This window comes from Methanosarcina barkeri MS, assembly GCF_000970025.1.
GTDB lineage: Archaea > Halobacteriota > Methanosarcinia > Methanosarcinales > Methanosarcinaceae > Methanosarcina > Methanosarcina barkeri.
Genome location: NZ_CP009528.1, coordinates 739,821 through 760,724, shown reverse-complemented (window position 1 = coordinate 760,724; position 20,904 = coordinate 739,821). Strand labels below are relative to the sequence as shown.

At 40.6% G+C, this 20,904-nt stretch carries 19 protein-coding genes and 2 tRNA genes; 19 read left to right on the top strand and 2 right to left on the bottom strand.

Translation table 11 applies throughout. The features are described from left to right. Positions 1-135 precede the first annotated feature (135 nt). The 7 genes from MSBRM_RS19970 (at position 136) to MSBRM_RS03190 (ending at position 6,862) form a co-directional block, all read left to right on the top strand. Positions 136-306: a hypothetical protein gene (locus MSBRM_RS19970; RefSeq protein WP_155396494.1), complete on the top strand. Its 171-nt coding sequence runs from the start codon at positions 136-138 to the stop codon at positions 304-306. A 270-nt stretch (positions 307-576) separates the two neighbouring features. Further along, complete coding sequence (locus MSBRM_RS03210; protein ID WP_048119882.1) at positions 577-768, top strand: hypothetical protein; 192 nt, start codon at positions 577-579, stop codon at positions 766-768. 167 nt (positions 769-935) lie between these two features. Beyond that, positions 936-1,058 (top strand): hypothetical protein, encoded by a 123-nt coding sequence (locus MSBRM_RS21615; protein WP_268989045.1) that lies wholly within the window; start codon positions 936-938, stop codon positions 1,056-1,058. A 446-nt stretch (positions 1,059-1,504) separates the two neighbouring features. Beyond that, a complete protein-coding gene (locus tag MSBRM_RS03205) occupies positions 1,505-3,154 on the top strand; it encodes a hypothetical protein (RefSeq protein ID WP_048154504.1) in 1,650 nt (549 codons plus the stop codon). Positions 3,155-3,585: 431 nt separating this feature from the next. Further along, the gene (locus MSBRM_RS03200; protein ID WP_048154501.1) at positions 3,586-4,545 is read left to right on the top strand and encodes an ADP-ribosylglycohydrolase family protein; all 960 of its coding nucleotides are present in this window, start codon (positions 3,586-3,588) and stop codon (positions 4,543-4,545) included. Positions 4,546-4,710: 165 nt separating this feature from the next. Next, positions 4,711-5,235: a GIY-YIG nuclease family protein gene (locus MSBRM_RS03195; RefSeq protein ID WP_176722074.1), complete on the top strand. Its 525-nt coding sequence runs from the start codon at positions 4,711-4,713 to the stop codon at positions 5,233-5,235. A 100-nt stretch (positions 5,236-5,335) separates the two neighbouring features. Further along, positions 5,336-6,862 carry an MBL fold metallo-hydrolase gene (locus MSBRM_RS03190; RefSeq protein WP_048119887.1) on the top strand — a complete coding sequence of 509 codons (1,527 nt, stop codon included), beginning with the start codon at positions 5,336-5,338 and terminating at the stop codon, positions 6,860-6,862. 308 nt (positions 6,863-7,170) lie between these two features. Here MSBRM_RS03190 and MSBRM_RS03185 read toward each other — a convergent pair. Both MSBRM_RS03185 and MSBRM_RS03180 read right to left on the bottom strand, forming a co-directional pair. Next, positions 7,171-7,255: transfer RNA gene (locus MSBRM_RS03185), tRNA-Leu, on the bottom strand. A 95-nt stretch (positions 7,256-7,350) separates the two neighbouring features. Next, positions 7,351-7,422 (bottom strand) — tRNA-Gly (locus tag MSBRM_RS03180). Between the two features lie 1,571 nt (positions 7,423-8,993). On the opposite strand from MSBRM_RS03180, the gene MSBRM_RS03175 reads away from it, so the two are divergent. From MSBRM_RS03175 to MSBRM_RS03120, 12 genes are all read left to right on the top strand, one after another. Next, a complete protein-coding gene (locus MSBRM_RS03175; protein WP_052712672.1) occupies positions 8,994-9,185 on the top strand; it encodes a hypothetical protein in 192 nt (63 codons plus the stop codon). After that, on the top strand, positions 9,161-10,048 hold the full coding sequence (locus MSBRM_RS03170) for a geranylfarnesyl diphosphate synthase (RefSeq protein WP_048119889.1): 888 nt from the start codon (positions 9,161-9,163) through the stop codon (positions 10,046-10,048). Before MSBRM_RS03175 ends, MSBRM_RS03170 begins: the two co-directional genes overlap by 25 nt. A 153-nt stretch (positions 10,049-10,201) precedes the next feature. Next, positions 10,202-11,383 (top strand): radical SAM protein, encoded by a 1,182-nt coding sequence (locus MSBRM_RS03165; RefSeq protein WP_048119891.1) that lies wholly within the window; start codon positions 10,202-10,204, stop codon positions 11,381-11,383. A 757-nt stretch (positions 11,384-12,140) separates the two neighbouring features. Then, positions 12,141-12,470, top strand: coding sequence for an ATP synthase archaeal subunit H (gene ahaH, locus MSBRM_RS03160; RefSeq protein ID WP_048119893.1), 330 nt, complete (start codon positions 12,141-12,143; stop codon positions 12,468-12,470). Then, entirely contained in the window at positions 12,463-14,397 is a 1,935-nt protein-coding gene (locus MSBRM_RS03155; RefSeq protein ID WP_176722072.1) for a V-type ATP synthase subunit I, read from the top strand. Before ahaH ends, MSBRM_RS03155 begins: the two co-directional genes overlap by 8 nt. A gap of 4 nt (positions 14,398-14,401) precedes the next feature. Next, positions 14,402-14,647: a hypothetical protein gene (locus MSBRM_RS03150; protein ID WP_011305426.1), complete on the top strand. Its 246-nt coding sequence runs from the start codon at positions 14,402-14,404 to the stop codon at positions 14,645-14,647. A 194-nt stretch (positions 14,648-14,841) separates the two neighbouring features. After that, complete coding sequence (locus MSBRM_RS03145; RefSeq protein WP_048119897.1) at positions 14,842-15,393, top strand: V-type ATP synthase subunit E; 552 nt, start codon at positions 14,842-14,844, stop codon at positions 15,391-15,393. Between the two features lie 6 nt (positions 15,394-15,399). After that, entirely contained in the window at positions 15,400-16,482 is a 1,083-nt protein-coding gene (locus MSBRM_RS03140) for a V-type ATP synthase subunit C (RefSeq protein WP_048119899.1), read from the top strand. After that, positions 16,482-16,784: a V-type ATP synthase subunit F gene (locus tag MSBRM_RS03135; RefSeq protein WP_048119901.1), complete on the top strand. Its 303-nt coding sequence runs from the start codon at positions 16,482-16,484 to the stop codon at positions 16,782-16,784. Before MSBRM_RS03140 ends, MSBRM_RS03135 begins: the two co-directional genes overlap by 1 nt. Beyond that, entirely contained in the window at positions 16,775-18,511 is a 1,737-nt protein-coding gene (locus MSBRM_RS03130) for an ATP synthase subunit A (protein WP_048119904.1), read from the top strand. Before MSBRM_RS03135 ends, MSBRM_RS03130 begins: the two co-directional genes overlap by 10 nt. Positions 18,512-18,513: 2 nt before the next feature. Continuing rightward, a complete protein-coding gene (locus MSBRM_RS03125) occupies positions 18,514-19,896 on the top strand; it encodes an ATP synthase subunit B (protein ID WP_048154499.1) in 1,383 nt (460 codons plus the stop codon). A gap of 5 nt (positions 19,897-19,901) precedes the next feature. After that, the gene (locus MSBRM_RS03120; protein ID WP_176722071.1) at positions 19,902-20,525 is read left to right on the top strand and encodes a V-type ATP synthase subunit D; all 624 of its coding nucleotides are present in this window, start codon (positions 19,902-19,904) and stop codon (positions 20,523-20,525) included. Positions 20,526-20,904 lie beyond the last annotated feature (379 nt).

Genomic DNA, 20,904 nt, shown 5'->3' with positions numbered 1-20,904 from the left:
CATTATATTACAATAGTTGTAAATGACGAGGAGAGTGATAATTTAGGAACAGATTATTTTAAATATTCACAGATATGGCGACAAAACAGCTCAATTTATGGAAAAATCAACGAAAAGAATATGGAGGAAACTACGATGAAACTACCAGTACTAGCTAAACCTGTTATGAGAAAGATCAGTACTGTGAAGATCAAGGCAGGAATAAGTCAATCTGATTGCTCTGCTCTATGCTCCAAAAAACAAGGGCTTGCGTGGAAGCTCTGCATGAATATGTGTAATATTAAGGAAAGTGCAGTCACAACTTAATGACTTGCATGATAGGTCAGCCATAAGATTTACAGAATAATGATCTGTACTTGTGGATAGTCCTAATGCAATCGAAGTGAGCGGTAGATGTTCGTACTTTTTAGCATGAATCCCCGCCACTGGTTATTGGAAAAATATGTGGAAAAGGCTGTTTAGAGGTGATGGATAGCTTTGGCTGTCTCGTTGAATCTATCCAAATACTCATTTTGGGTAACCAAAAGTATGGGCTCCTCATGGCTGCCAGAAGTTAGAACTAAGGAGGAAATTGTTATGAGAATACCAATTCAGGCAAAACCTGTTATGAGAAATATTAGTACCGCAAGAATCGAGGCAGGAGTAAACTCCTCTGTTAACATTGGATGTTTACTCACTAAATGTGCACCATGTGCAGCAAAAGTAATTTCAGGTGACTTCGCTGGTGCTGCTACCTGTGCTATAAGCAACTGCCCACAGTGTTTTTAATTTTAAGATGGATGATTTCATCCTAAAATCGAATGAAATAGACTGCTTTGAGGTGATGGATAGTTTCGACCTTTCCGATTGCAATCTATCCAAATACCCTTTTTTTGGACATCCCAAATATGGGCTCCTCATGGCTGCCAGAAGTTAGAACTAAGGAGGAAATTGTTATGAGAATACCAATTCAGGCAAAACCTGTTATGAGAAATATTAGTACCGCAAGAATCGAGGCAGGAGTAAACTCCTCTGTTAACATTGGATGTTTACTCACTAAATGTGCACATGTGCAGTAAATCTAGCTACAGGTAATATCCCTGGTGCTATTTTATGTGCTGTAAGCAACTGCCCACAATGTATTTAACTTCAGATAGCCGATTCTATTTTAAGAGATATAAAATAAACCGCTTAAAGGTAATGGATAGTTGCAACCTTTCTGGTTACAAGTTTTCCAAACCCTCACTTTTTAGCAGCCCAAAATGTGGCTACTTTACGGCAGCCAAAAATTAGAACTAGATAACGGAAGCTCTTTAATTCGAATTTTAGCTTGAAAACCTATCTTTTTTCGTGAATTATGGACGTGCCAGTTAATAAAAAGGGCCAATGTTAAATTGTTGAACAGAGTAAGTTTGACTTAACAAAAATTGTCCCTGTTTCAAAGTCATTGAATAAGGATCCTAAATGTTTAACCGACTGAATTTACTTTTTGCTAGACTTAATCAATCAAGGAGGAACACTGTATATGAGCGCAGGTGAAGCAAACTACACATTTCCATTAGGAACTAACTGTAAAACTATAAGGCATAATGATAATGTGAAGATTATCAAGCATAATTCGGATTTACAACCCGGAAAGATGACTGCAGAATTGTTTGATTCCACAGATCAGAAAGAATGTGTAGTAACTAGAAACAAAGAGACTAATCAATTCCTTTACATGGATGTAGGAAGGTGGGGAGGGGATAAAGACACCGGGGACGCATGGACTAGAAGACGTAATTTTGGACTTGTATGTGGCTCCGTTGCAATTCTCTGTAACTATGAAAATCCTAACTCCTCAATAAACCGTTATCTGGGGAAGATAAGCGAAGAAGTGCTAAATTCTCCAGAAGCTAAGGTACTGATACCATTGCTTGACAAACTTTCAGAATCTACTAGTTTAGGACCTGTGACTGTTGTAAATGCTTTGGTTTGTGCTGATGGAATAACTGAAGCGCCGTGTTCTGACGAGATTCTCGTTTTTTTGGGTGATATTCATGCCCCAATTATGAACTGTTGTAATAGAACATACCTTCAAGATACGAACCCAATTGACATTACATGGGCATGGCCTCGTGGGAGACTTGATATCAATGATGAGATTATTACGAAAAATGGAGAGAACGAGAAAAATGTGGTTTCATTTCTCACTGAAGTCAAAGAGCTTAGATCGGTAACAGATATTAAAAAAATAAAAGATATTGTGAAAAAAATCTTTGGAGAATCGTTAGAGGGAAGAAAAATAATGCAATTAATGGATAAAAGCATCGAAAACTCCTTCGAACCCCAGCAGCTTAATAGTTTGGACAACAGTCAGAATATCAAATTGAATAACGTGCATATCATAGTAATGTTGAAAATGATATTGGAAGTACTACTGGACCCTCAGAATCTCAATGAATGGGATGAAAATAAGGAAATCACAGGAAATAATGCATATTATTGGTTCAATCTATATCATGGAGATGGAAATAAGAAAGGTGCAGATATTTTCCAGAACGCTGGGAGAGATTTATATGAATTTATAAATTTGCTAAAGGATTATCAGAAGCAAGGATCAATATTAGCAACGCTTGTTCAGTTAGGAGATCTCTACGACTTCTGGCTTGGTTTAAAAAGAGCGTTCAATACTATAGACCCACAAAAAATGTATTCAGATCCTGCAGCTCAGAGTTTTTTGGAGTTCTGGAGAAACGAGACCCTGACTGAAACATCAGAATACACAAGTAAGGCAATCAATTTGCTCGTCAATGAAACAGAAGACCTTAACACCCGATTCATCTATGGAAACCATGATAGTTACAGGATGACACCTTTATGGAAGCATGAAAAAGTTTCAGATCACTTTGAATCAACAGGAGTTTGGGCGGAACATGGTCATCAAAGTGATGTATTTAATGAAGATCCAAATGCTATAATCGGTTGGGCAGCTGCTCTATTTGGATTCCATCATCCCGAGTCAAGAAATTTGGAAGAGCCTCTCCGAGATTTAGAATGTTTGATATTTGGACTTCCTTCCCGGAGACATATCTGCACTCAGTATGCTGCTCGCCTGTGTCTACAGAAAAACAAGAGAATTTATGTAATGGGTCATACACACGAACCTTTATTGGAGAAAATTCCTCTTAAATAATGCTATGACTATGGTTCCGAGTTGGCTTATAAAACTTGGGTTTTTGATCTGTTCAATAATCATGGATTTTCTCAATAAATAAGGAATTCACTTTGGAATCGAAATACTAGTGTCGAGTCAACCATCAAGGATTTAATGACCCCGAATAATTGCAATCGATTTAATACGACATTTTGTAATTGACACTACACTAGATCATTCTGCTGAATTTAGTTTCTAATAAATAATACGCAATTAAAGCACCTTAAGTTAAAGGCAGGTTTTCTATAAAGCTCCTAGAAATAATAGAATCTACTTATACATTCAAAATTTGGAATTTACACCTCCAATAAAACAACAGTTCAACATAATGTATTAATTCAATCCTATATAGATAAAATCTTTATACACATGATAGTTTCATTTCTCGTTTGAATTATGGAATTGAAACCATGAATTCAGGAAACACGCAAGATACTTCAGATATCGAAAAAAAACTCCGAGGCTACCTCTACGGCACAGCATGTGCAGACGCCCTCGGCCGCCCGGTAGAACATCTTACCCTTGAGCAAATAAAACAGAAGTACGGCGACAAAGGAATCCTCGAGCTTTCTCCAGAGTCACCCTGGACTGATGATACTCAGTTAATGCTCGTACTCGCCAGAGGTCTGTTTAGAGGAGCAGAACTTGAACTTCCCAAACTTATGGATAAGATTGCAAAAGAGCTTGTCCTATGGTTGGACGAACCTGACCTCGGGGCAGGAGCAACCACAAAAAATGCAGCTCTGAGCCTGAAGGAAGGAATTCACTGGAGCAATTCGGGACTAAATTCAAAAACATGCGGAAGCCTCATGCGGGTTGGAATCCTTGGTTTTGTCTTCCGGAACGACCCTGAAAAACTGATTAAAGCAGCTTCAATTTCCGGCAGAATTACTCACACCCATCCAGCTGCAGATGCTGCCTCGGTTGCAGGAGCATACGCCGTAAAATTGGCTCTTGATTGGGTGAAACCCAGGAAAATGTTTGAACCACTTCTTGAGATAACTCAGGGAATCTCTCCGGAATTCACTCAGGCCCTGGAAAATTCCTATAAAACGGCTTATAGTGATATCGGAGACGAAGAAGGTTTGAAGAAACTCGGGCAGGGCTGGTATGCAGACGAAACTTTTGCCCTGGCATACTTCTGCATATTACGTTATCCTAATGATTTCAAAAAAGCAGTACAGACCGCAGTGAATATCACAGGAGATTCGGATTCGGTTGCGAGCGTGGCAGGAGGTATTCTTGGAGCCAGGCTAGGAATTGAAGCCATACCAATTTCCTGGATTGAGGCACTTAAAGAGAACGAAAAAATAGAGGAAATCGTGGAGCCTCTACTTGAAAAATATCTTCAGCTTTCAGGAATAAATTGAGATCTTGAAATTCGATAAAACTATTGAGTTAAATTTGAGGCTTTGAAGTTAAATTTGAGGTTCTGAAGTTAAATTTGAGGTTCATGAAGTTAAATTTGAGGTTCTGAAGTTAAATTGAGGTCTTGAAGTTAAATTGAGGTCTTGAAGTTAAATTGAGGTCTTGAAATGGATTTTTCCGAAAAAAATGGTTATCCAGGAAGAAACGTTTACTCTGAAAAAAATGACTGTTCTGAAAAGGATTCTACTGAAAAAAATCTTTTTTCCGGAAAAGGCATCTACTGTTTGATATTCGAAAACCGGGCCTGCAAGATTGAGATAGGTAAAAAGGGAGAGTTCTCTTTTTCTCCAGGGTTTCATATCTATGTGGGATCGGCTCTGGGGCCAGGGGGCCTTAAAAGATTACAGAGGCACATCAAGCTTTCCAGAAATCGTGACCGAAATCCCAAATGGCATGTGGATTATCTTCATCTGAATCCTGCTTTCAGGTTAGTTTCAGCGATTTATGCTTTTACTTCTGAGCGGTTTGAATGTGCACTTGCCAGCAGGATAGGAGGGAATTCAGTATCTGGTTTCGGATGTACAGACTGCAAGTGCAATTCTCATCTTTTTTATAGAAACAAAAATCCTCTTCCAGAGATTACTGAAGCTTTTGAAGCCCTTGGACTTTCTGCCCTTGTGCTGGAATTTTAACCTCTATCCCTTTTTCTCTGTATTGGCAGGAAAGCTTAAAGTAAAGCAGGATTTATTATATTATTAAAAAAATAGGGTTGTTTTAATCAAGGGATGTCCAATGGAACAATTCTCTTTTATTGCCTGCATGCCTGATATACCAGGGGCATTGCACAGGGCAGCCGAAATTATCAAACGGCACGAGGGAAATATTAACAGGATTCAGTATGATCGCAGGATAGATACACATACCGCTTTCTTTGAAGTGACTGCTCTTCCGCAGGCTTATGAAAAGATTCGTGAAGAACTGGAAAAAATAGGCTATCTTCAGACTTCCTTTCAACCTGTAGCTTTCGTGAAGTTCCATGTTTATCTCCCAAACTGCCCTGGTGCTTTATTTGACCTTCTGAGCCATATCACTTCATCGAAATCAAACATTACTTTTCTTGATTTTGATGATCGTGGAAGGCATCCTGAAAGGCTTGTCGTAGGTCTTCACATTGAGGACCCATATATGATAGATGCCCTCCTGAATCAGCTCAAGTCCAGATACAGGCTAGATATTTTAGAGTATGATACAACCGGGGAGAAACTTGATGATACGGTATTTTATCTCAGGCTAGCCCAGAAGCTCAGGTCGTTCATCGGGAGTACTGAAGATGATTTTTTGATGAGATTCCTGCAGGACATTAATCATATTACTCAGGAACTCTCAAACCTTAAAAAAGATCCGAGAGAGGTTTTTGAGAAAATCCTGAAAGTTGGGGATTACCTTAACCGGACATCAGGAAACAATTTTTATGCCGATGTACAGAGAGTCAGGATAAAGGACGATATCGAACTTTTCTGTTTTCAGCCTCCCTGCGGGGGAAATATCTATCTTTTTGATACCTCTTCTGAAAGGGTCATGATCGACACAGGGTATGGTATTTATTACCAGGACATCGTGAACATGCTTCAGTACTACGGGCTTGGAGATTTGAGCCGGCTTAAAAGGATTTACATTACTCATGCTGATGCTGACCATTGTGGAGCTGCTGGTTTTTTTCCCGCACCCTCATATCTTAATCGCGAAACTTTTCTTATTACACGGGAAACCAGCAGAGCTTATGGTTCAAGCAACCAGGATTGTATTTTAGAAGAGGTTTATACGAAGATAATTAACCTTTTCTCCAGATTTACTCCACCTTCAAACACGGTTATCTTTCCCGAAGTCTCCCTCTCAGACAAAACAATCGAAAAACGGGGTGTATTTCCTGTTATCGCTCGATTCCAGATCGGTAACCTGAAGTTCGAAGCCCTTGCAGGAATGGGCGGGCATATGCATGGAGAAGTCTTCTACCTCTGCCCTGAAGAGGGACTGCTTTTTCCTGAGGACGCAGTGATCAATTTCAAAAGCCTGAGCCCTGATAGAACTGCATATAATGTCCTGGCTGATTATCTTATGACATCGGTGAATGTTGACAGCAAGCTCGCACGAGAAGAAAGAAAGGCTCTGATGTCCCTCATTTTCGAGATAGATGAACAACTCGCCAGGAAAAACAAAAAATGCCTTATCTGCTGCGGTCACGGTTCAATGTCCTTACTGGACAATGGAAAACTTATCGAGTACAAAAGTTCGGAGAGATATGTTGCAGGGCAAAAATGAGTCTCTCAAGACTATTTATGGAAGCTTGAACAAAACGGAACCGAAAAATCAAAAAAACCGAATATCAAAATCAAACAGTTAAAATCAAAAGAACCAAAGATACAGACCAATGGCATACAGACCATGATCCACAGACCAATGATCCACAGACCTAAGATCCGCATTTCCGTTGTTTTCTATCCAAGTCATTTGAATTTTTCTAGCTTTATAAACTCAGTCACAAAAATCTGATATGAAGAGTTAAAAATCTGATATGAAGAGTTAAAAATCTGATATGAAGAGTTTCGGAAAACATTGGATAAAAGAGATGCGAGGGGTGCGATTCGAACGCACGAATTCCTACGAAAATGGGTCCTAAGCCCATCGCCTTTGACCTAGCTGGGCAACCCTCGCACTAATGTTTAATTTAATTATTTCATTTAATATGTTTAATTAATACAAAATGGGAAAAAGAGCAGTTAAGATATTCTTATTAGAGAATTATTAAATGCGCCGACCGGGATTTGAACCCGGGTTTTGGGCTTGGAAGGCCCAAGTCATAGCCGCTAGACCATCAACGCAAACTGCAACACATCTAGAGGTATTTGTTATATATAATCTTTTCGCTGTTCGAGTTTCGTCTTGGGAGGACAAAGACCTTTTTGCTCCTGAGCTCCGTCTTAGAGAACAGAAATCTTTTCGCTAAGCTTCGCTTATCTCAAGAGAGTTGAATTATGAATAAGTAAAATCACCTTTCAACTCTTATAGAATGGATTATTTACCCAAATTTCACATTGGGGCACGCGGCGTAAACATTTTCAAGAAACTACTTGAGCGCGAACCTGTTTAAAAAACTGTGAATGAAAACGACGTGATCGGTTGATCAAACGGCACAACGGTTGCAGGTCAACGGTTGCAGGTCAACGGTTGCGGGTCAACGATTGCGCTCAAGGGGTTGAACTTTAATTAAGATACTGAGCTAAGTGGACTGATTTTGGGGCAAAAGAAATTGTTCTTTCTATAAGAAATTGTTTTTTCTATTTTACTGGAGGAGATGATTTTGGATAAACCATCGGACTTTCTATCCACTCCAGCGGAGTTACTTCAAAAGACATATCTTCTTTAATTATATTTCACTACATTTTTAGTGTTACCTGCGTTGAAGAAACTCTAATAAACTTCTCTTCGCGTATATTTTTTGTGATACAGCAGCTGGACAAGTTAAGTACAGATATTTGTTTGAAATTGTCCGGTAGGGGTAAAACTGGATATGAATATACAATCTGCTAGTAATGAGTGCAAAAATGTTCCAGTTATACCATCGATAAATTATATATTATAATTTTATATAGCCAGTTTTATCTTATTGTCAACCTTCAATCTTCTAAGGAAGAATTTGTATAACACATATATTTAAGAGTATATTGTAAAAAATATACTCTCAATAATGATATTTTATTACTATGTTAAAACCAGATTTTTTTGTTAAACTCCCTATTTTTTATTAATTTTTCAATAAAAATATCCTATTTCTGCGCTAATCCCTCAAAATATTATTATTTGAAATTCGAAGCGATGTAACATTTTAAATGTAATAACAATTTTGTCCTGATAACTAGATCACAAATGCTATTTACTTATCCTGTAATAAGTGAATATATAATTTTCCTGGCCTCTTATCCTCTTAATTTATGATTTCCCTGTTTTCTAGCGGAGTAGCTCTATGATATAGAATAACTCTAATTTATTTATTCAGGATTTTTGGTCAAGCTGTTCCTATAAATTGCATATCCTTTTGTATAACTGATAAAATATTCAGAGCTTAACAAAAAGTTAATGTAATGATCGTGTTATACGGAGTTTAAACGAACGCAAAAGAGAATACTGCTCGCACTTTTTTGTACTGCTGGCCTGTTCCTGGCGTGTGTGCTCTGGCGTGTGTGCACTGGAGTGTGTGCTCTGGAGTGTGTACTCTGGAGTGTTCTTTATACATCTGCACGATATTGAGTCTTTGGATAGTTATTTTGTAATAGCTAAGGTTCTATCTGATCTTCTGGCTCATATCGAGCAAAAGGTAAAATTCTAGAAATAATTATAAAATCCCAGGAAATAATGATAAATTCTAGAAGATTATTAAAATGGAAATCTTGAGATGGCCCCCAAAATGACAGTTTTTGAACAAAGGGACGAAAATAATGAGAACTTGAAGGTTCATCTAGAATATACAAGCTCTCCTTCTAACCTTGCCGAAGGAAACAGTAAGTATTTACAAAACTGTGTTTCTGAACTTAAGTTTGAGGCGAATAAGATCGTTACCAGATGCCCGTTCAAGTACACGGAGTAATATTGATGAATATTGAAGAGTGGGAAGAATACAGATATGTCGAATCAGGAATAAATAGCTTCATTGATCAAATGAACGACTCCAGCTTGAAAAAAATGGTAGAACATGTCTGTAATACCGGAGGAAAGCGAATTAGACCAATCATCCTCCTTCTCTCCAGTGAGATCTGTTCAGGTTCGTACCAACAGAGCCTCAATGCAGCTCTTGCTATTGAAATGATGCACTCGGCTTCCCTCATCCATGATGACCTGCTGGATCAGGGACTTGTTAGAAGAAACCTGCCATCAGCCCCTGAAAAATTTGGCCCTTCCAGGGCTCTTCTTTGTGGCGATTACCTGATTGCAAAATGTTTTGAGTTTATTTCTCCGTATGGGGAAAAAGTAGTCAGAGACTTCGGAAAAGCCGGGATGGATATGGCTGAAGGAGAAGTCCTTGATCTGAGACTCGATAAGGACAATTTTGGAGAAAATAACTATTTCGAATGCATTTACAAGAAAACGGCTTCTTTATTTGCCATCAGCGCTTCCATAGGGGCATACACTGGAGGAGCTGATGAAGTCCTGACCAGGCGTTTTAATGTTTTTGGAAATTACCTGGGAACTGCATACCAGATTGTTGACGACATTCTTGAGTTTCTTGAAGTGGTCGAAGGCAAGGAATCGAAATTCACATCTGAAACTCTGCCGCATGTTTACATGAAGAATATGTCAAAGGAAGAAGCAATAGAAAAATCTATAAATGCTGTAAAGATGCGTGTTAATGCCGCAAAAGAGACCCTGTTGACATTTAACGAATGTCCGGCAAGGAACAAACTCTTTCAGATTACCGATTACATAACTATTGATATGCTTGAGATTGTTTAATTGCTCAGCTTTTCCTGAAAAATGAACTGCGACACTGTCAAATTTCCGGTATGTAAATGGAAAAATAACATTATTTAATTTATCTAATCCAATAAGTTTTCTAACTTTTAATAAGTCTTCCAACTTTTGCTAACAAATTTACCAGGTGTATCCATGCGAGTATATGATAGTCCGGTGCTTAAAGTAAATGCCAGTACAGAAAACGAAAAAATTGTGCTTGATGTAGAAGGTCCTCTTTCCCATCTTGCAAACCCTATCCTCAAACGCATAAACAACATTTTTGCGGAAGAAAAACCCATTTCAGTGGATGAAAATGAGATTATTTTCTCTACATGGATCCCACCAATTCCGGGGCCTGTTTTCAGCCGGGTGATAAGTGCTGAGATCGCAGCTATCCGGAAAAAAAGGGTTCCGGATCAGTTTTCAATAGGAATTACGGCTCGCTGTCCTAACCGATGTATCCACTGTGGAGCAGCTGGTATCAAGCCAGAAAAGGAACTTACTCTGGATGAAATTTCCGGAGCTATAGACCAGAGCCTGGATCTTGGGTCTTATCTTATTGCTTTCGATGGAGGGGAGACCATGCTTCGAGACGATCTTGTAGAGATGGTAGCCAGAGTCGATAAATCAAGAGCAATTGCTACCTGTCTCACCTCAGGTTTCAAGCTTTCCGAAGAAAGGGCTAAGGAGCTTAAAGCCGCAGGATTATACGCCTCAAGAATTAGTCTGGACAGCCCATTTGAAGCCGAACACGACCGCATTCGGGGCCGAGAAGGTGCATACAAAGATTCAATCGCCGGAATCAAAAATTCAATCACTGCCGGGATCCTTACTGATATGTTTGTAGTTGTTTCCCCTCACAATATCGATGACCTTGAAGAATTTTACAACCTTGCATTTAACCTTGGAATGCATGAACTTTCCATCTATGAAATTATTGCCGTCGGACGCTGGCTTGAGCACGAAGATGAAGTAATCGGGGAAAAAGATGTCTCAAAGCTTGAGAAGTTCCAGAAAAAAATGAACTCTAAACCTGAAGGTCCCAGAGTCACCGCATTTCCGTATTTTCTGGGCCCAAGTCTTTTTGGGTGTTTTGCTGGAAGACGATGGATGCATGTTGCTTCGGATGGGGAAGTAATGCCCTGTGCTTACACTCCTCTATCCTTTGGAAATATCTGTGAAGAACCCCTGGAAGTTATCTGGAAGCGTATGGGTAAGCACAAAGCTTACAAAAAAGATAATGCCGCATATTGCATGATGCGCAACCCCGATTTTCGGAAAGAATATATTCATACAATACCTCAGGGCGCAAAGATCCCTTACAGGGTTAAATAACATTTTTTATGTTATTTTTTAATTTTGTTTTTTTAACTGTTGGTGAGGAAAATAACCGGTATTAAGACATTATTCTTGAAATACCCCTTTTTTTCTGGATAATAATTTGATATTTTAATCAAAATTTTGAATACTGATACCTGCATACCGGATTCATATACCTTCGGAACCCGTACAAGAGTTTATTTTAGAAAATTAGCTTTTGAATGGTTTGATTTTCTCGAAACTTGACATATCAAAAGAAAAATTTTAAAAGTTTTGGCCAAATAAAGCAACTTATATTTCGTGCTTGAAACAAACCTTTAAAAGCTTTCATTTAGAAAAAAAGAGACTAAAATTCCTTAATATGAATGAATTCATTTATAATTTTATATATGACTTCAATAGAATTTTGAATATATTTTTCAGATTTTACTTAACATATGCAGGTTACGCTTCACATTTTATATTCGGTACTTTATTTGATATTTTTTCGGTACTTAATTATATTTCACTGTTAGGGTTCAATTATTTTTTACTGTTATATTTAATCTTTATCATTTTAACCAGATATTTTGCTATTTATAATTTTAATTTTCTTAAAAATTTCTTATACTTTAGATATATAATGATTTTTCATTATAGATCTTCCACTCTTCTTGGATAAAACCGAAGCTGTTATATAGTTCTTTCGCGAAGGATTTGTTAACTACCTCCATTGGAGTAGGGATTTTTAATTATTAATTTATATATTAAATTTTGAGAGACGGAGATTCACATGGCTAAAAATGAAATCTTATCTGAAATAAAAAAAGCAGAGGAAAACGCTAAGTCAATGGTTGACGAAGCCATTGAAGCGAAAAACAAGCGTATCTCCGAAGCTCGGGCTGAAGCCAGGGAAATCCTGAAACAGGCCGAAATCGATGCACATAAAGCTGCACAAGACTCTTTTAAAGAGGGTGAAAAAAAGATCCTGGAGGAAAGAGATAAGATCATAACCGATGGTGAAAAAAACGCATTAGCCATGTCCCAAAAAGCTCAAGCTAACATCGACAAATCCGTCAATTACCTAGTACAGGAGTTTGAGAGGGCGGTCCTTAATGAGTAGACCTAAACAGATGACAAGGGCCGTTATTGTCGGGCACAAAAGCATTCTAAAAGAAACCATCGATGCACTACATGATACAAATCTTTTTCACGTCGAAGACTTTGTCGAAGACGAGTCTGGTTTTAAGATCAGCAAGCCATTCAAAAACGCAGAAGAAGTCTCTAAAAAGCTTGTGAAGATCCGATCTATCGCCAATTATTTGGGGATTGAAAGCAAAAAACCGGTAGTTCAGAAATCTGACGCTGTTCTGCGTGAACTTGACTCGAAGTTAAATGAACTGGACAGAACAATTTCAGCTAAAACGGAATCAATTTCCCAGCTTGAAAATGAATTAAAAGATATGGACACCCAGAAAAAGGAAGTCCTGCCTTATCTGCCCATCGATCTTGACTTTGATTATTTCCGTGGCTACGAAAACATCAAGGTTTTCGCAGGCATTTTAAAAAGTAACCTAGAAGCAAGTCAGATTTCGAGTATCACCCAAGCTTACGAACTGTACTTTGATCCTCAATCAAAAGCAGTTGTACTGTTTGTAGCTAATAATGATGCCGACAAAGTTTACGAATTACTTCAGGGTCTTGGATTCAAAGAGCTTAGAGTTCCTGAAAGAGGTGGTGTCCCAAGCGAACTTTTAAGATCCATTGAACAGAAAGAAGCCGACGTCACCAGAAGGATCGAATCCTTAAAGGGTGAGATCGAGTCCTTGAAAACAAAGTACGCCGATTTTATCCTTGCAAGCGACGAAGTCCTGAGTATCGAGAGTCAGAAAGCAGAGCTGCCTCTTAGGATAGCTACATCTGAAAATGCATTCATAATTGATGGATGGACCCCCACCGAAAGTTATGACAGGCTTGTCAGTGTAGTTAACAACGCCACTAATGGAAGGGCATACATCACCAACCTCGAAGTTCGCGAGGAGGAAGAAGAAAATGCCCCCGTTGAGTACAATAACTCAAAAGCAGTGGCACCGATGCAGCAGATTATGGATCTGTATGCAAGACCTAAATATTTTGAAATAGATCCATCTTCAGCGATTTTCATTACCTTCCCGCTGATCTACGGAATGATTCTCGGAGACATCGGATATGCACTGATATTGGGAGCAATGGCACTGGCTATTAAAAAGGCAATAAAGTCAGATGCAGTAGCTGACATGATGAATATTCTTATTTATTGTCAGATTTGGACGATTTTCTTTGGACTTATTTATGGTGAGTTTCTGGGATTCCCTCTGGCGAGTACGCATGAAGAACAAGGTTTACTTCCATTCTGGCATACAGTAACCCTGTTCCAATCAATTGGAGGAGAGGCCTTTACTTTCCCAATTCACAGGGCTCACATGGTAATGAGTATGATTATACTAAGCGTCGTCGTCGGACTGATTCATCTAAATCTCGGGTACGTGTTTGGATTTACAAACGTTGCAAGAGAACACGGGATGAAACATGCTCTTCTTGAAAAAGGCAGTTGGATGATTATTGAGCTTGGTGTACTTATTGCAGCTATTGGTTATGTTGGTATTTCAGCATTGATGTATGTTGGTGCTGCTGTTTTTGTTATTGGAATTGTGATGCTCGCCATGGGTGAGGGTATCGCTGGTATAGTCGAACTGCCATCTCTTATGGGTAATGCTCTTTCATATGCCCGTATTATCGCAGTCGGTTTATCTTCGATTTATATCGCAAGTACAGTCAATGACATATCCTTCAGCATGATCTGGGCTGATCATTCTAAGATCGGTTTCGCGGCAATAGCTGCAATTATCGTATTTATACTCGGGCACGCCCTTAACGTCGCTCTGAGTATCATCGCTCCCGGACTACATGCACTCAGGTTGCAGTACGTAGAATTCTTTGGAAAATTCTATGAAGGCGGGGGCAGAAAATTCAACCCATTCGGATATATAAGAAAATACACGGAGGAATAAAAACATGGTAGATGGAGCAACAGCAAACTTATTTCTGGACGCAGCAGGAGCAAAAGCAATCGGTGCATCAATTGCAATCGCATTAACTGGGATTGCGTCCGCAATAGCTGAAAAAGATATCGGTACAGCAGCAATCGGCGCAATGGCAGAAAACGAAGGATTATTCGGTAAGGGCCTGATCCTTACTGTTATTCCAGAAACCATTGTTATATTCGGTCTCGTCGTCGCACTGCTTATCAATTCTGCTTAAATTTAAGAGCCTTCACTCTTAAATTTCTTAGAGCATTGCTTTAGGCTTACCTGGGCTTTTTTCCTTGCCAGGCAGGCCTGAGCTATTATAATGCTCTAAGTTTTCCTAGGTATCGTTGCACTCTAAGCAGCTTAGAGTTTTTGCTCTAGGCTTTAGAGCACTTTTTTGCTCTAAATTTATTTGGAGGTGTAAGCATGGGACTAGAGATTGTTGTAAAAGACATCCAAGAGGGTGCAAGTGCTGAGGTTTCCCGTATAAAAGCCGAAGGCGATGCAAAGGCCTCCGAGATCATAAATGAAGCTAAGGAAGTACAGAAAAAAACACTCGGGGACAGCCTTGCCAAGGCGGAAGAGGACCTCCAAAATCTGCACCAACAGGTCATATCAAGTGCAAATCTGGAAGTGAAAAGAATTACGCTTAATAAGCGTAAGGATCTTCTAGATAAAGTTTATGCCCAGACAGTTGAAAAAATTAAGTCAATGCCGGCATCCAAAAAAGAAGAGCTGTTGAAAAATATTATCAACAAGTACGAAGCTAGCGGTGCTAGAGTTTACTCTTCTAAAGATTCTGAAGATATTGTCAAGAAGTTAACTTCTCTATCTTACGCTGGTAATCTTGATACTATTGGTGGAATTGTTCTGGAAAACGAGGACGGAACGGTCAGGTTAGATTTCACATATGATTCAATCCTGAAAAACGTGTATGAGCGTTCATTGAAGCAGATATCTGATATATTATACGGGTGATGTTCGATGCGGCTTTTGGAGAGACTCTGGGGGCAAAAACCCTCGCGAAAATCCGATAAAAAGAAAAATGGCACTTCTAACTATCCCTATGCCGTAACCCGCGTCCGCGCTATGAAGAGCAAACTGCTCCCTAAAGAAACATATCCCCGGCTCCTTAACATGGGGATTGATGGGATTACCCGCTTTATCCAAGAGTCTGAATACAAAAACGACGTTAACGAACTGGCAATGAAATACAGTGGTGGCGATCTGGCAGAACACGCATTGAACAGAAATCTTGCGCTCACATATGATAAGTTGGTAAGAATCACCGGAGGAGAATTGAATTACCTAGTTGTCGCATATCTCAAAAGATACGACATCTGGAACATAAAAACACTTCTCCGTGGTAAAATCTACAATGCATCTGCTGAAGATATCATGGAATCACTGATTGCTGCTGGGGAGTTTACCTATACGTCGATGTCAGAACTTGCAGCCAAGGCTACATATCAAGAAATAATTGAAGCCCTGAAATACTCTGAATACTACCCCCTGCTGCATAAGTTTGACGGAACTAACCTGGCATACATAGAGAACGAACTTGACAAAATGTATTATACAGGCTTGTTTGGAGTAATAGGTAAACCAAGATCTAAAGACCGCAAGCTCTTTCTTAAAGTTGTCAGATTGGAAGTAGACGTCAAGAATTTAATAAATCTTTTCAGACTGAAAAAAGCAGGAGTTATGCAGCTTGATGAAATCATGCCGCTCATGATTGAAGGCGGTCTTGAGTTAAAACCGGAGAAACTGGCGACTCTCCCATATGACGAGTTTGTCAATGAGCTTCAAAGAACTCAGTACTGGGACGTAATTTCAGGCGTTACGAGTTCAGATATGACTTCTTTGACCACTCTTGAAAGCAGGCTCACAAGATATTATCTTGAATCTTCAACCGTTCTCTCGCATGTATCCCCGATCTCAGTTGCACCTATTCTGGATTATATCATTCATAAACATAATGAGGCTACTAATCTCCGGATCATTTTCAGGGGTAAGGAGACTGGCCTCAGTGATGAGTTAATCAAAGACCAGTTGGTGGTTATATAATGGAATTAGCGGTGATCGGAAAGAGCGAATTTGTTACAGGATTCAGACTGGCTGGTGTCAGGAAGGTTTATGAAACCACAGATACCGCAGCCACTGAGTCCGTTGTAAAATCTGTGCTTGAAGACAAAAGTGTCGGGATTCTTGTAATGCATAATGATGACATTGGTAATCTGCCGGAAATTCTAAGGAAAAACTTGAATGAGTCTGTCCAGCCTACAGTAGTAGCCCTGGGAGGCAGTGGATCAGGCTCAAATCTAAGAGATAAGATAAAACAAGCGGTAGGTGTTGATCTGTGGAAGTAAAAGGTGAAATTTATCGTGTGTCTGGGCCTGTCGTCACCGCCATCGGCTTGCAGGCAAAAATGTATGACCTGGTCAAAGTCGGTAATGAAGGTTTAATGGGTGAAGTCATTCAGATATTAGGGCCCAAGACCATCATCCAGGTATATGAAGAGACCGCAGGTATCAAGCCAGGGGAACCCTGTGTATCTACAGGGTCGTCTCTGTCCGTAGAACTTGGTCCGGGTCTTCTTTCCAGTATTTATGACGGGGTTCAAAGGCCTCTGCACGTCCTGCTTGAAAAAATGGGTAGCTTCATCCAGAGAGGTGTCAGCGCAGATGGGCTTGATCATAAGAAACTCTGGGATTTCAAACCCATTGTCAAGAAGGGCGATTCCGTAAAAGGTGGAGACGTAATTGGTGTTGTACAGGAAACCGTGAATATTGAACATAAGATCATGGTGCCTCCTGATATCTCAGGTACAATTTCCGACATAAAGAGCGGAAACTTTACGGTAGTAGACACAATCTGTACTCTGACTGATGGGACCGAATTGCAGATGATGCAGAGGTGGCCTGTTCGAAGACCCAGACCTGTGAAGGCAAAACTTACTCCAACCAGGCCTCTGGTTACAGGAATGAGAATCCTTGATGGGCTTTTCCCTGTGGCAAAAGGCGGAACAGCTGCAATCCCCGGACCTTTCGGATCGGGAAAGACCGTAACTCAGCAGTCGCTTGCAAAATGGAGTGATACCGAAATTGTGGTCTACATCGGTTGTGGTGAGCGTGGAAACGAAATGGCAGATGTTCTGAGCGAATTCCCTGAACTCGAAGATCCGCAGACCGGGCGCCCACTTATGGAGCGTACTGTTCTTATCGCTAACACTTCAAACATGCCTGTGGCCGCAAGAGAAGCATCTGTGTATACCGGAATCACCATTGCAGAATACTACCGTGACATGGGATTAGATGTATCCCTTATGGCAGACTCCACCTCAAGGTGGGCAGAAGCCATGAGAGAAATCTCTTCCCGTCTGGAAGAAATGCCTGGTGAAGAAGGTTACCCAGCATACCTGTCTGCAAGACTGGCCGAATTCTACGAGCGTGCCGGGGTTGCGGAGAGTCTTTGCGGCGAAACAGGTTCCATTACTGTTATTGGAGCAGTATCTCCACCTGGCGGTGACTTCTCAGAGCCTGTTACACAGAATACCCTGCGTATCGTAAAAGTGTTCTGGGCTCTCGATGCCAAACTATCTCAGAGGCGTCACTTCCCGGCCATCAACTGGCTGAACAGTTACAGTCTGTATAAGGACAGTCTTAATGACTGGTTTGCAGATAATGTGGCTCCTGATTATGTGCCTTTGAGGGAAAGAGCAATGGAAATGCTCCAGACAGAATCTGAACTGCAGGAAATCGTGCAGCTTGTAGGTTCCGATGCTCTGCCAGACGACCAGCAGCTTCTGCTTGAAATCACCCGTATGCTTAGGGAAATTTTCCTGCAGCAGAATGCATTCCACCCAGTAGATGCATACAGCCCGTTCGATCAGCAGTACAAGATCCTTAAGGCAATCATGAAATGGGGAGACGCTGCGATGGATGCCTTGAAATCAGGTGTTCCCGTAACTGAAATTATCAAGCTTGAATCCAAAAATGTGCTTGCTAAGGTCAAGTACGAAGAGAAGTTTGATGAGTCTATGAATGCTGTCCTGGCACAGATGGATAAAGAGTTTGCATCCCTGAGAGGTAGGTAAATATGGTAAAAGAGTATAAGACAATCACTCAGATTGCAGGACCACTTGTCTTTGTTGAAAAAACAGAGCCTGTAGGCTATAAAGAAATTGTTACTATTAACTTGCCTGACGGGACCACCCGCAGAGGCGAGGTGCTGGACTCATCTTCAGACATAGTGGTTATCCAGATTTTTGAAGGTACTACTGGTCTGGACAAGGAATGCGGTGTAGTCTTTACAGGGGAAACCCTGAAGCTCCCTGCATCCATTGACCTTCTCGGAAGAATCCTTTCAGGTTCAGGAGAACCACTTGACGGTGGACCCAGGATTGTGCCCGACCAGCTTCTGGACATCAACGGAGCTGCAATGAACCCATATGCCAGGCTGCCTCCAAAGGATTTCATCCAGACAGGTATCTCCACAATAGACGGAACAAATACCCTTGTCCGTGGACAGAAACTGCCTATTTTCTCAGCTTCAGGTCTTCCACACAACGAAATTGCTCTGCAGATCGCAAGGCAGGCTGCTGTGCCAGGATCTGAATCTGCTTTCGCAGTAGTTTTTGCAGCAATGGGTATTACCAATGAAGAAGCCCAGTACTTCATGAGCGACTTCGAAAAGACCGGGGCTCTTGAAAGGGCTGTTGTGTTCCTCAACCTTGCAGATGACCCTGCTGTCGAACGTATAGTTACTCCGCGTATGGCTTTAACTGCAGCTGAATATCTGGCATACGAACACGGCATGCACGTACTTGTCATTCTGACCGACATTACCAACTATGCAGAAGCTCTTCGTCAGATGGGTGCCGCTCGTAACGAAATCCCTGGCCGTCGTGGGTATCCTGGTTACATGTACACTGACCTTGCAACTCTCTATGAGCGCGCAGGTATTGTTAAGGGCGCAAAGGGATCAGTTACTCAGATTCCGATTCTCTCGATGCCTGGTGACGATATTACCCACCCGATTCCTGACCTGTCCGGTTATATTACTGAAGGGCAGATTGTGGTTTCAAGAGAACTGCACAGGAAAGGTATCTACCCGCCAATTAATGTGTTGCCGTCCCTGTCAAGGTTGATGAACTCCGGTATCGGAGCAGGCAAGACAAGAGAAGACCACAAGGCAGTTTCTGACCAGATGTATGCAGGTTATGCAGAAGGGCGTGACCTGAGAGGTCTCGTGGCTATCGTCGGTAAAGAAGCTCTGTCTGAGAGAGACGTCAAGTTCCTTGAGTTTGCTGACCTTTTCGAACAGCAGTTCGTTACACAGGGCAGAAACGAAAACAGGACAATTGCAGACACTCTGGACATTGGATGGAAGATCCTTGCACACCTGCCTGAAAACCAGCTGGGTAGGATTGACAACAAATACATCCAGAAATACCATCCTGCACACAGAAAGGGTCAGTGATTACCATGGCTCAAGACGTAAAACCAACTCGGTCGGAGCTGATTGAGCTCAAGAAAAAAATCAAGCTCTCTGAAAGTGGGCACAAGCTCCTTAAGATGAAGAGAGATGGTCTTATTCTTGAGTTCTTTAAGATTCTTAACGAGGCAAGGAACGTCAGAACCGAACTGGACGCTGCCTATCTAACCGCTGCAGAAAAAATCAATCTTGCCTCTGCTGTAAACGGAATGGTTACAGTTAAGTCAACTGCCTTTACAGCAAAGGAATCTCCAGAAATTCAGCTTTCAGGACACAACATCATGGGTGTTGTGGTGCCACAAATCAGCTCTACAGGTGTCCACAAATCTCTTGTTGAAAGAGGTTACGGTATTGTTGGGACAAATTCGTATATTGATGAGTCCGCAGATGCCTATGAGGTCCTGGTAGAAAAGATTATCACGGCAGCAGAGCTGGAAACAACGATGAAAAGACTTCTTGATGAAATCGAGAAGACAAAAAGACGTGTAAACGCTCTTGAATTCAAAGTTATTCCGGACCTCATTGCAACCATGAAGTACATTCGTTTTACCCTCGAGGAGATGGAAAGAGAAGGTACTTCCAGGCTGAAGAGAGTCAAGGAGAGAATGAAATAATCAAGCTTGATTTGAAATGGCTGCGTGTGACGATCAACCAAATTTGGTTGAAAGAGCAGTATTTAAGTTAGGTGAACCCAAAAACCAGGCCCTCCTTTTGCAGGTGGCCTGGAGGATTTCCCTTTTGATGATGATTTTGGGGTTCATCATTATGATACGAACAATTTCTCCATATATGTGACATGAATTCAGGATCAGAATTCTCCTGAATTCAGCCACAGATTTTTGCTTTTATCTGAATTTATTTCAATTTAGTGTTATAATTTATACATGTCTTAAAAAATGTTATCGTTTACCCTGGTCTTACTGAATTGGAATCTATACTTTTCTGTGCTTACAGTCTGTACTTCTCTTACTTACAATCTGTATATTTGAAGTT

Coding starts and splice junctions, on each gene's coding strand:
- MSBRM_RS19970 (WP_155396494.1), top strand. CDS start 136: ATGAAACTACCAGTACTAGCTAAACCTGTTATGAGAAAGATCAGTACT.
- MSBRM_RS03205 (WP_048154504.1), top strand. CDS start 1,505: ATGAGCGCAGGTGAAGCAAACTACACATTTCCATTAGGAACTAACTGT.
- MSBRM_RS03145 (WP_048119897.1), top strand. CDS start 14,842: ATGGGACTAGAGATTGTTGTAAAAGACATCCAAGAGGGTGCAAGTGCT.
- MSBRM_RS03210 (WP_048119882.1), top strand. CDS start 577: ATGAGAATACCAATTCAGGCAAAACCTGTTATGAGAAATATTAGTACC.
- MSBRM_RS03150 (WP_011305426.1), top strand. CDS start 14,402: ATGGTAGATGGAGCAACAGCAAACTTATTTCTGGACGCAGCAGGAGCA.
- MSBRM_RS03155 (WP_176722072.1), top strand. CDS start 12,463: ATGAGTAGACCTAAACAGATGACAAGGGCCGTTATTGTCGGGCACAAA.
- MSBRM_RS03135 (WP_048119901.1), top strand. CDS start 16,482: ATGGAATTAGCGGTGATCGGAAAGAGCGAATTTGTTACAGGATTCAGA.
- MSBRM_RS03190 (WP_048119887.1), top strand. CDS start 5,336: ATGGAACAATTCTCTTTTATTGCCTGCATGCCTGATATACCAGGGGCA.
- MSBRM_RS03125 (WP_048154499.1), top strand. CDS start 18,514: ATGGTAAAAGAGTATAAGACAATCACTCAGATTGCAGGACCACTTGTC.
- MSBRM_RS03200 (WP_048154501.1), top strand. CDS start 3,586: ATGAATTCAGGAAACACGCAAGATACTTCAGATATCGAAAAAAAACTC.
- MSBRM_RS03165 (WP_048119891.1), top strand. CDS start 10,202: ATGCGAGTATATGATAGTCCGGTGCTTAAAGTAAATGCCAGTACAGAA.
- MSBRM_RS03175 (WP_052712672.1), top strand. CDS start 8,994: ATGGCCCCCAAAATGACAGTTTTTGAACAAAGGGACGAAAATAATGAG.
- MSBRM_RS03170 (WP_048119889.1), top strand. CDS start 9,161: ATGCCCGTTCAAGTACACGGAGTAATATTGATGAATATTGAAGAGTGG.
- ahaH (WP_048119893.1), top strand. CDS start 12,141: ATGGCTAAAAATGAAATCTTATCTGAAATAAAAAAAGCAGAGGAAAAC.
- MSBRM_RS21615 (WP_268989045.1), top strand. CDS start 936: ATGAGAATACCAATTCAGGCAAAACCTGTTATGAGAAATATTAGTACC.
- MSBRM_RS03195 (WP_176722074.1), top strand. CDS start 4,711: ATGGATTTTTCCGAAAAAAATGGTTATCCAGGAAGAAACGTTTACTCT.
- MSBRM_RS03120 (WP_176722071.1), top strand. CDS start 19,902: ATGGCTCAAGACGTAAAACCAACTCGGTCGGAGCTGATTGAGCTCAAG.
- MSBRM_RS03140 (WP_048119899.1), top strand. CDS start 15,400: ATGCGGCTTTTGGAGAGACTCTGGGGGCAAAAACCCTCGCGAAAATCC.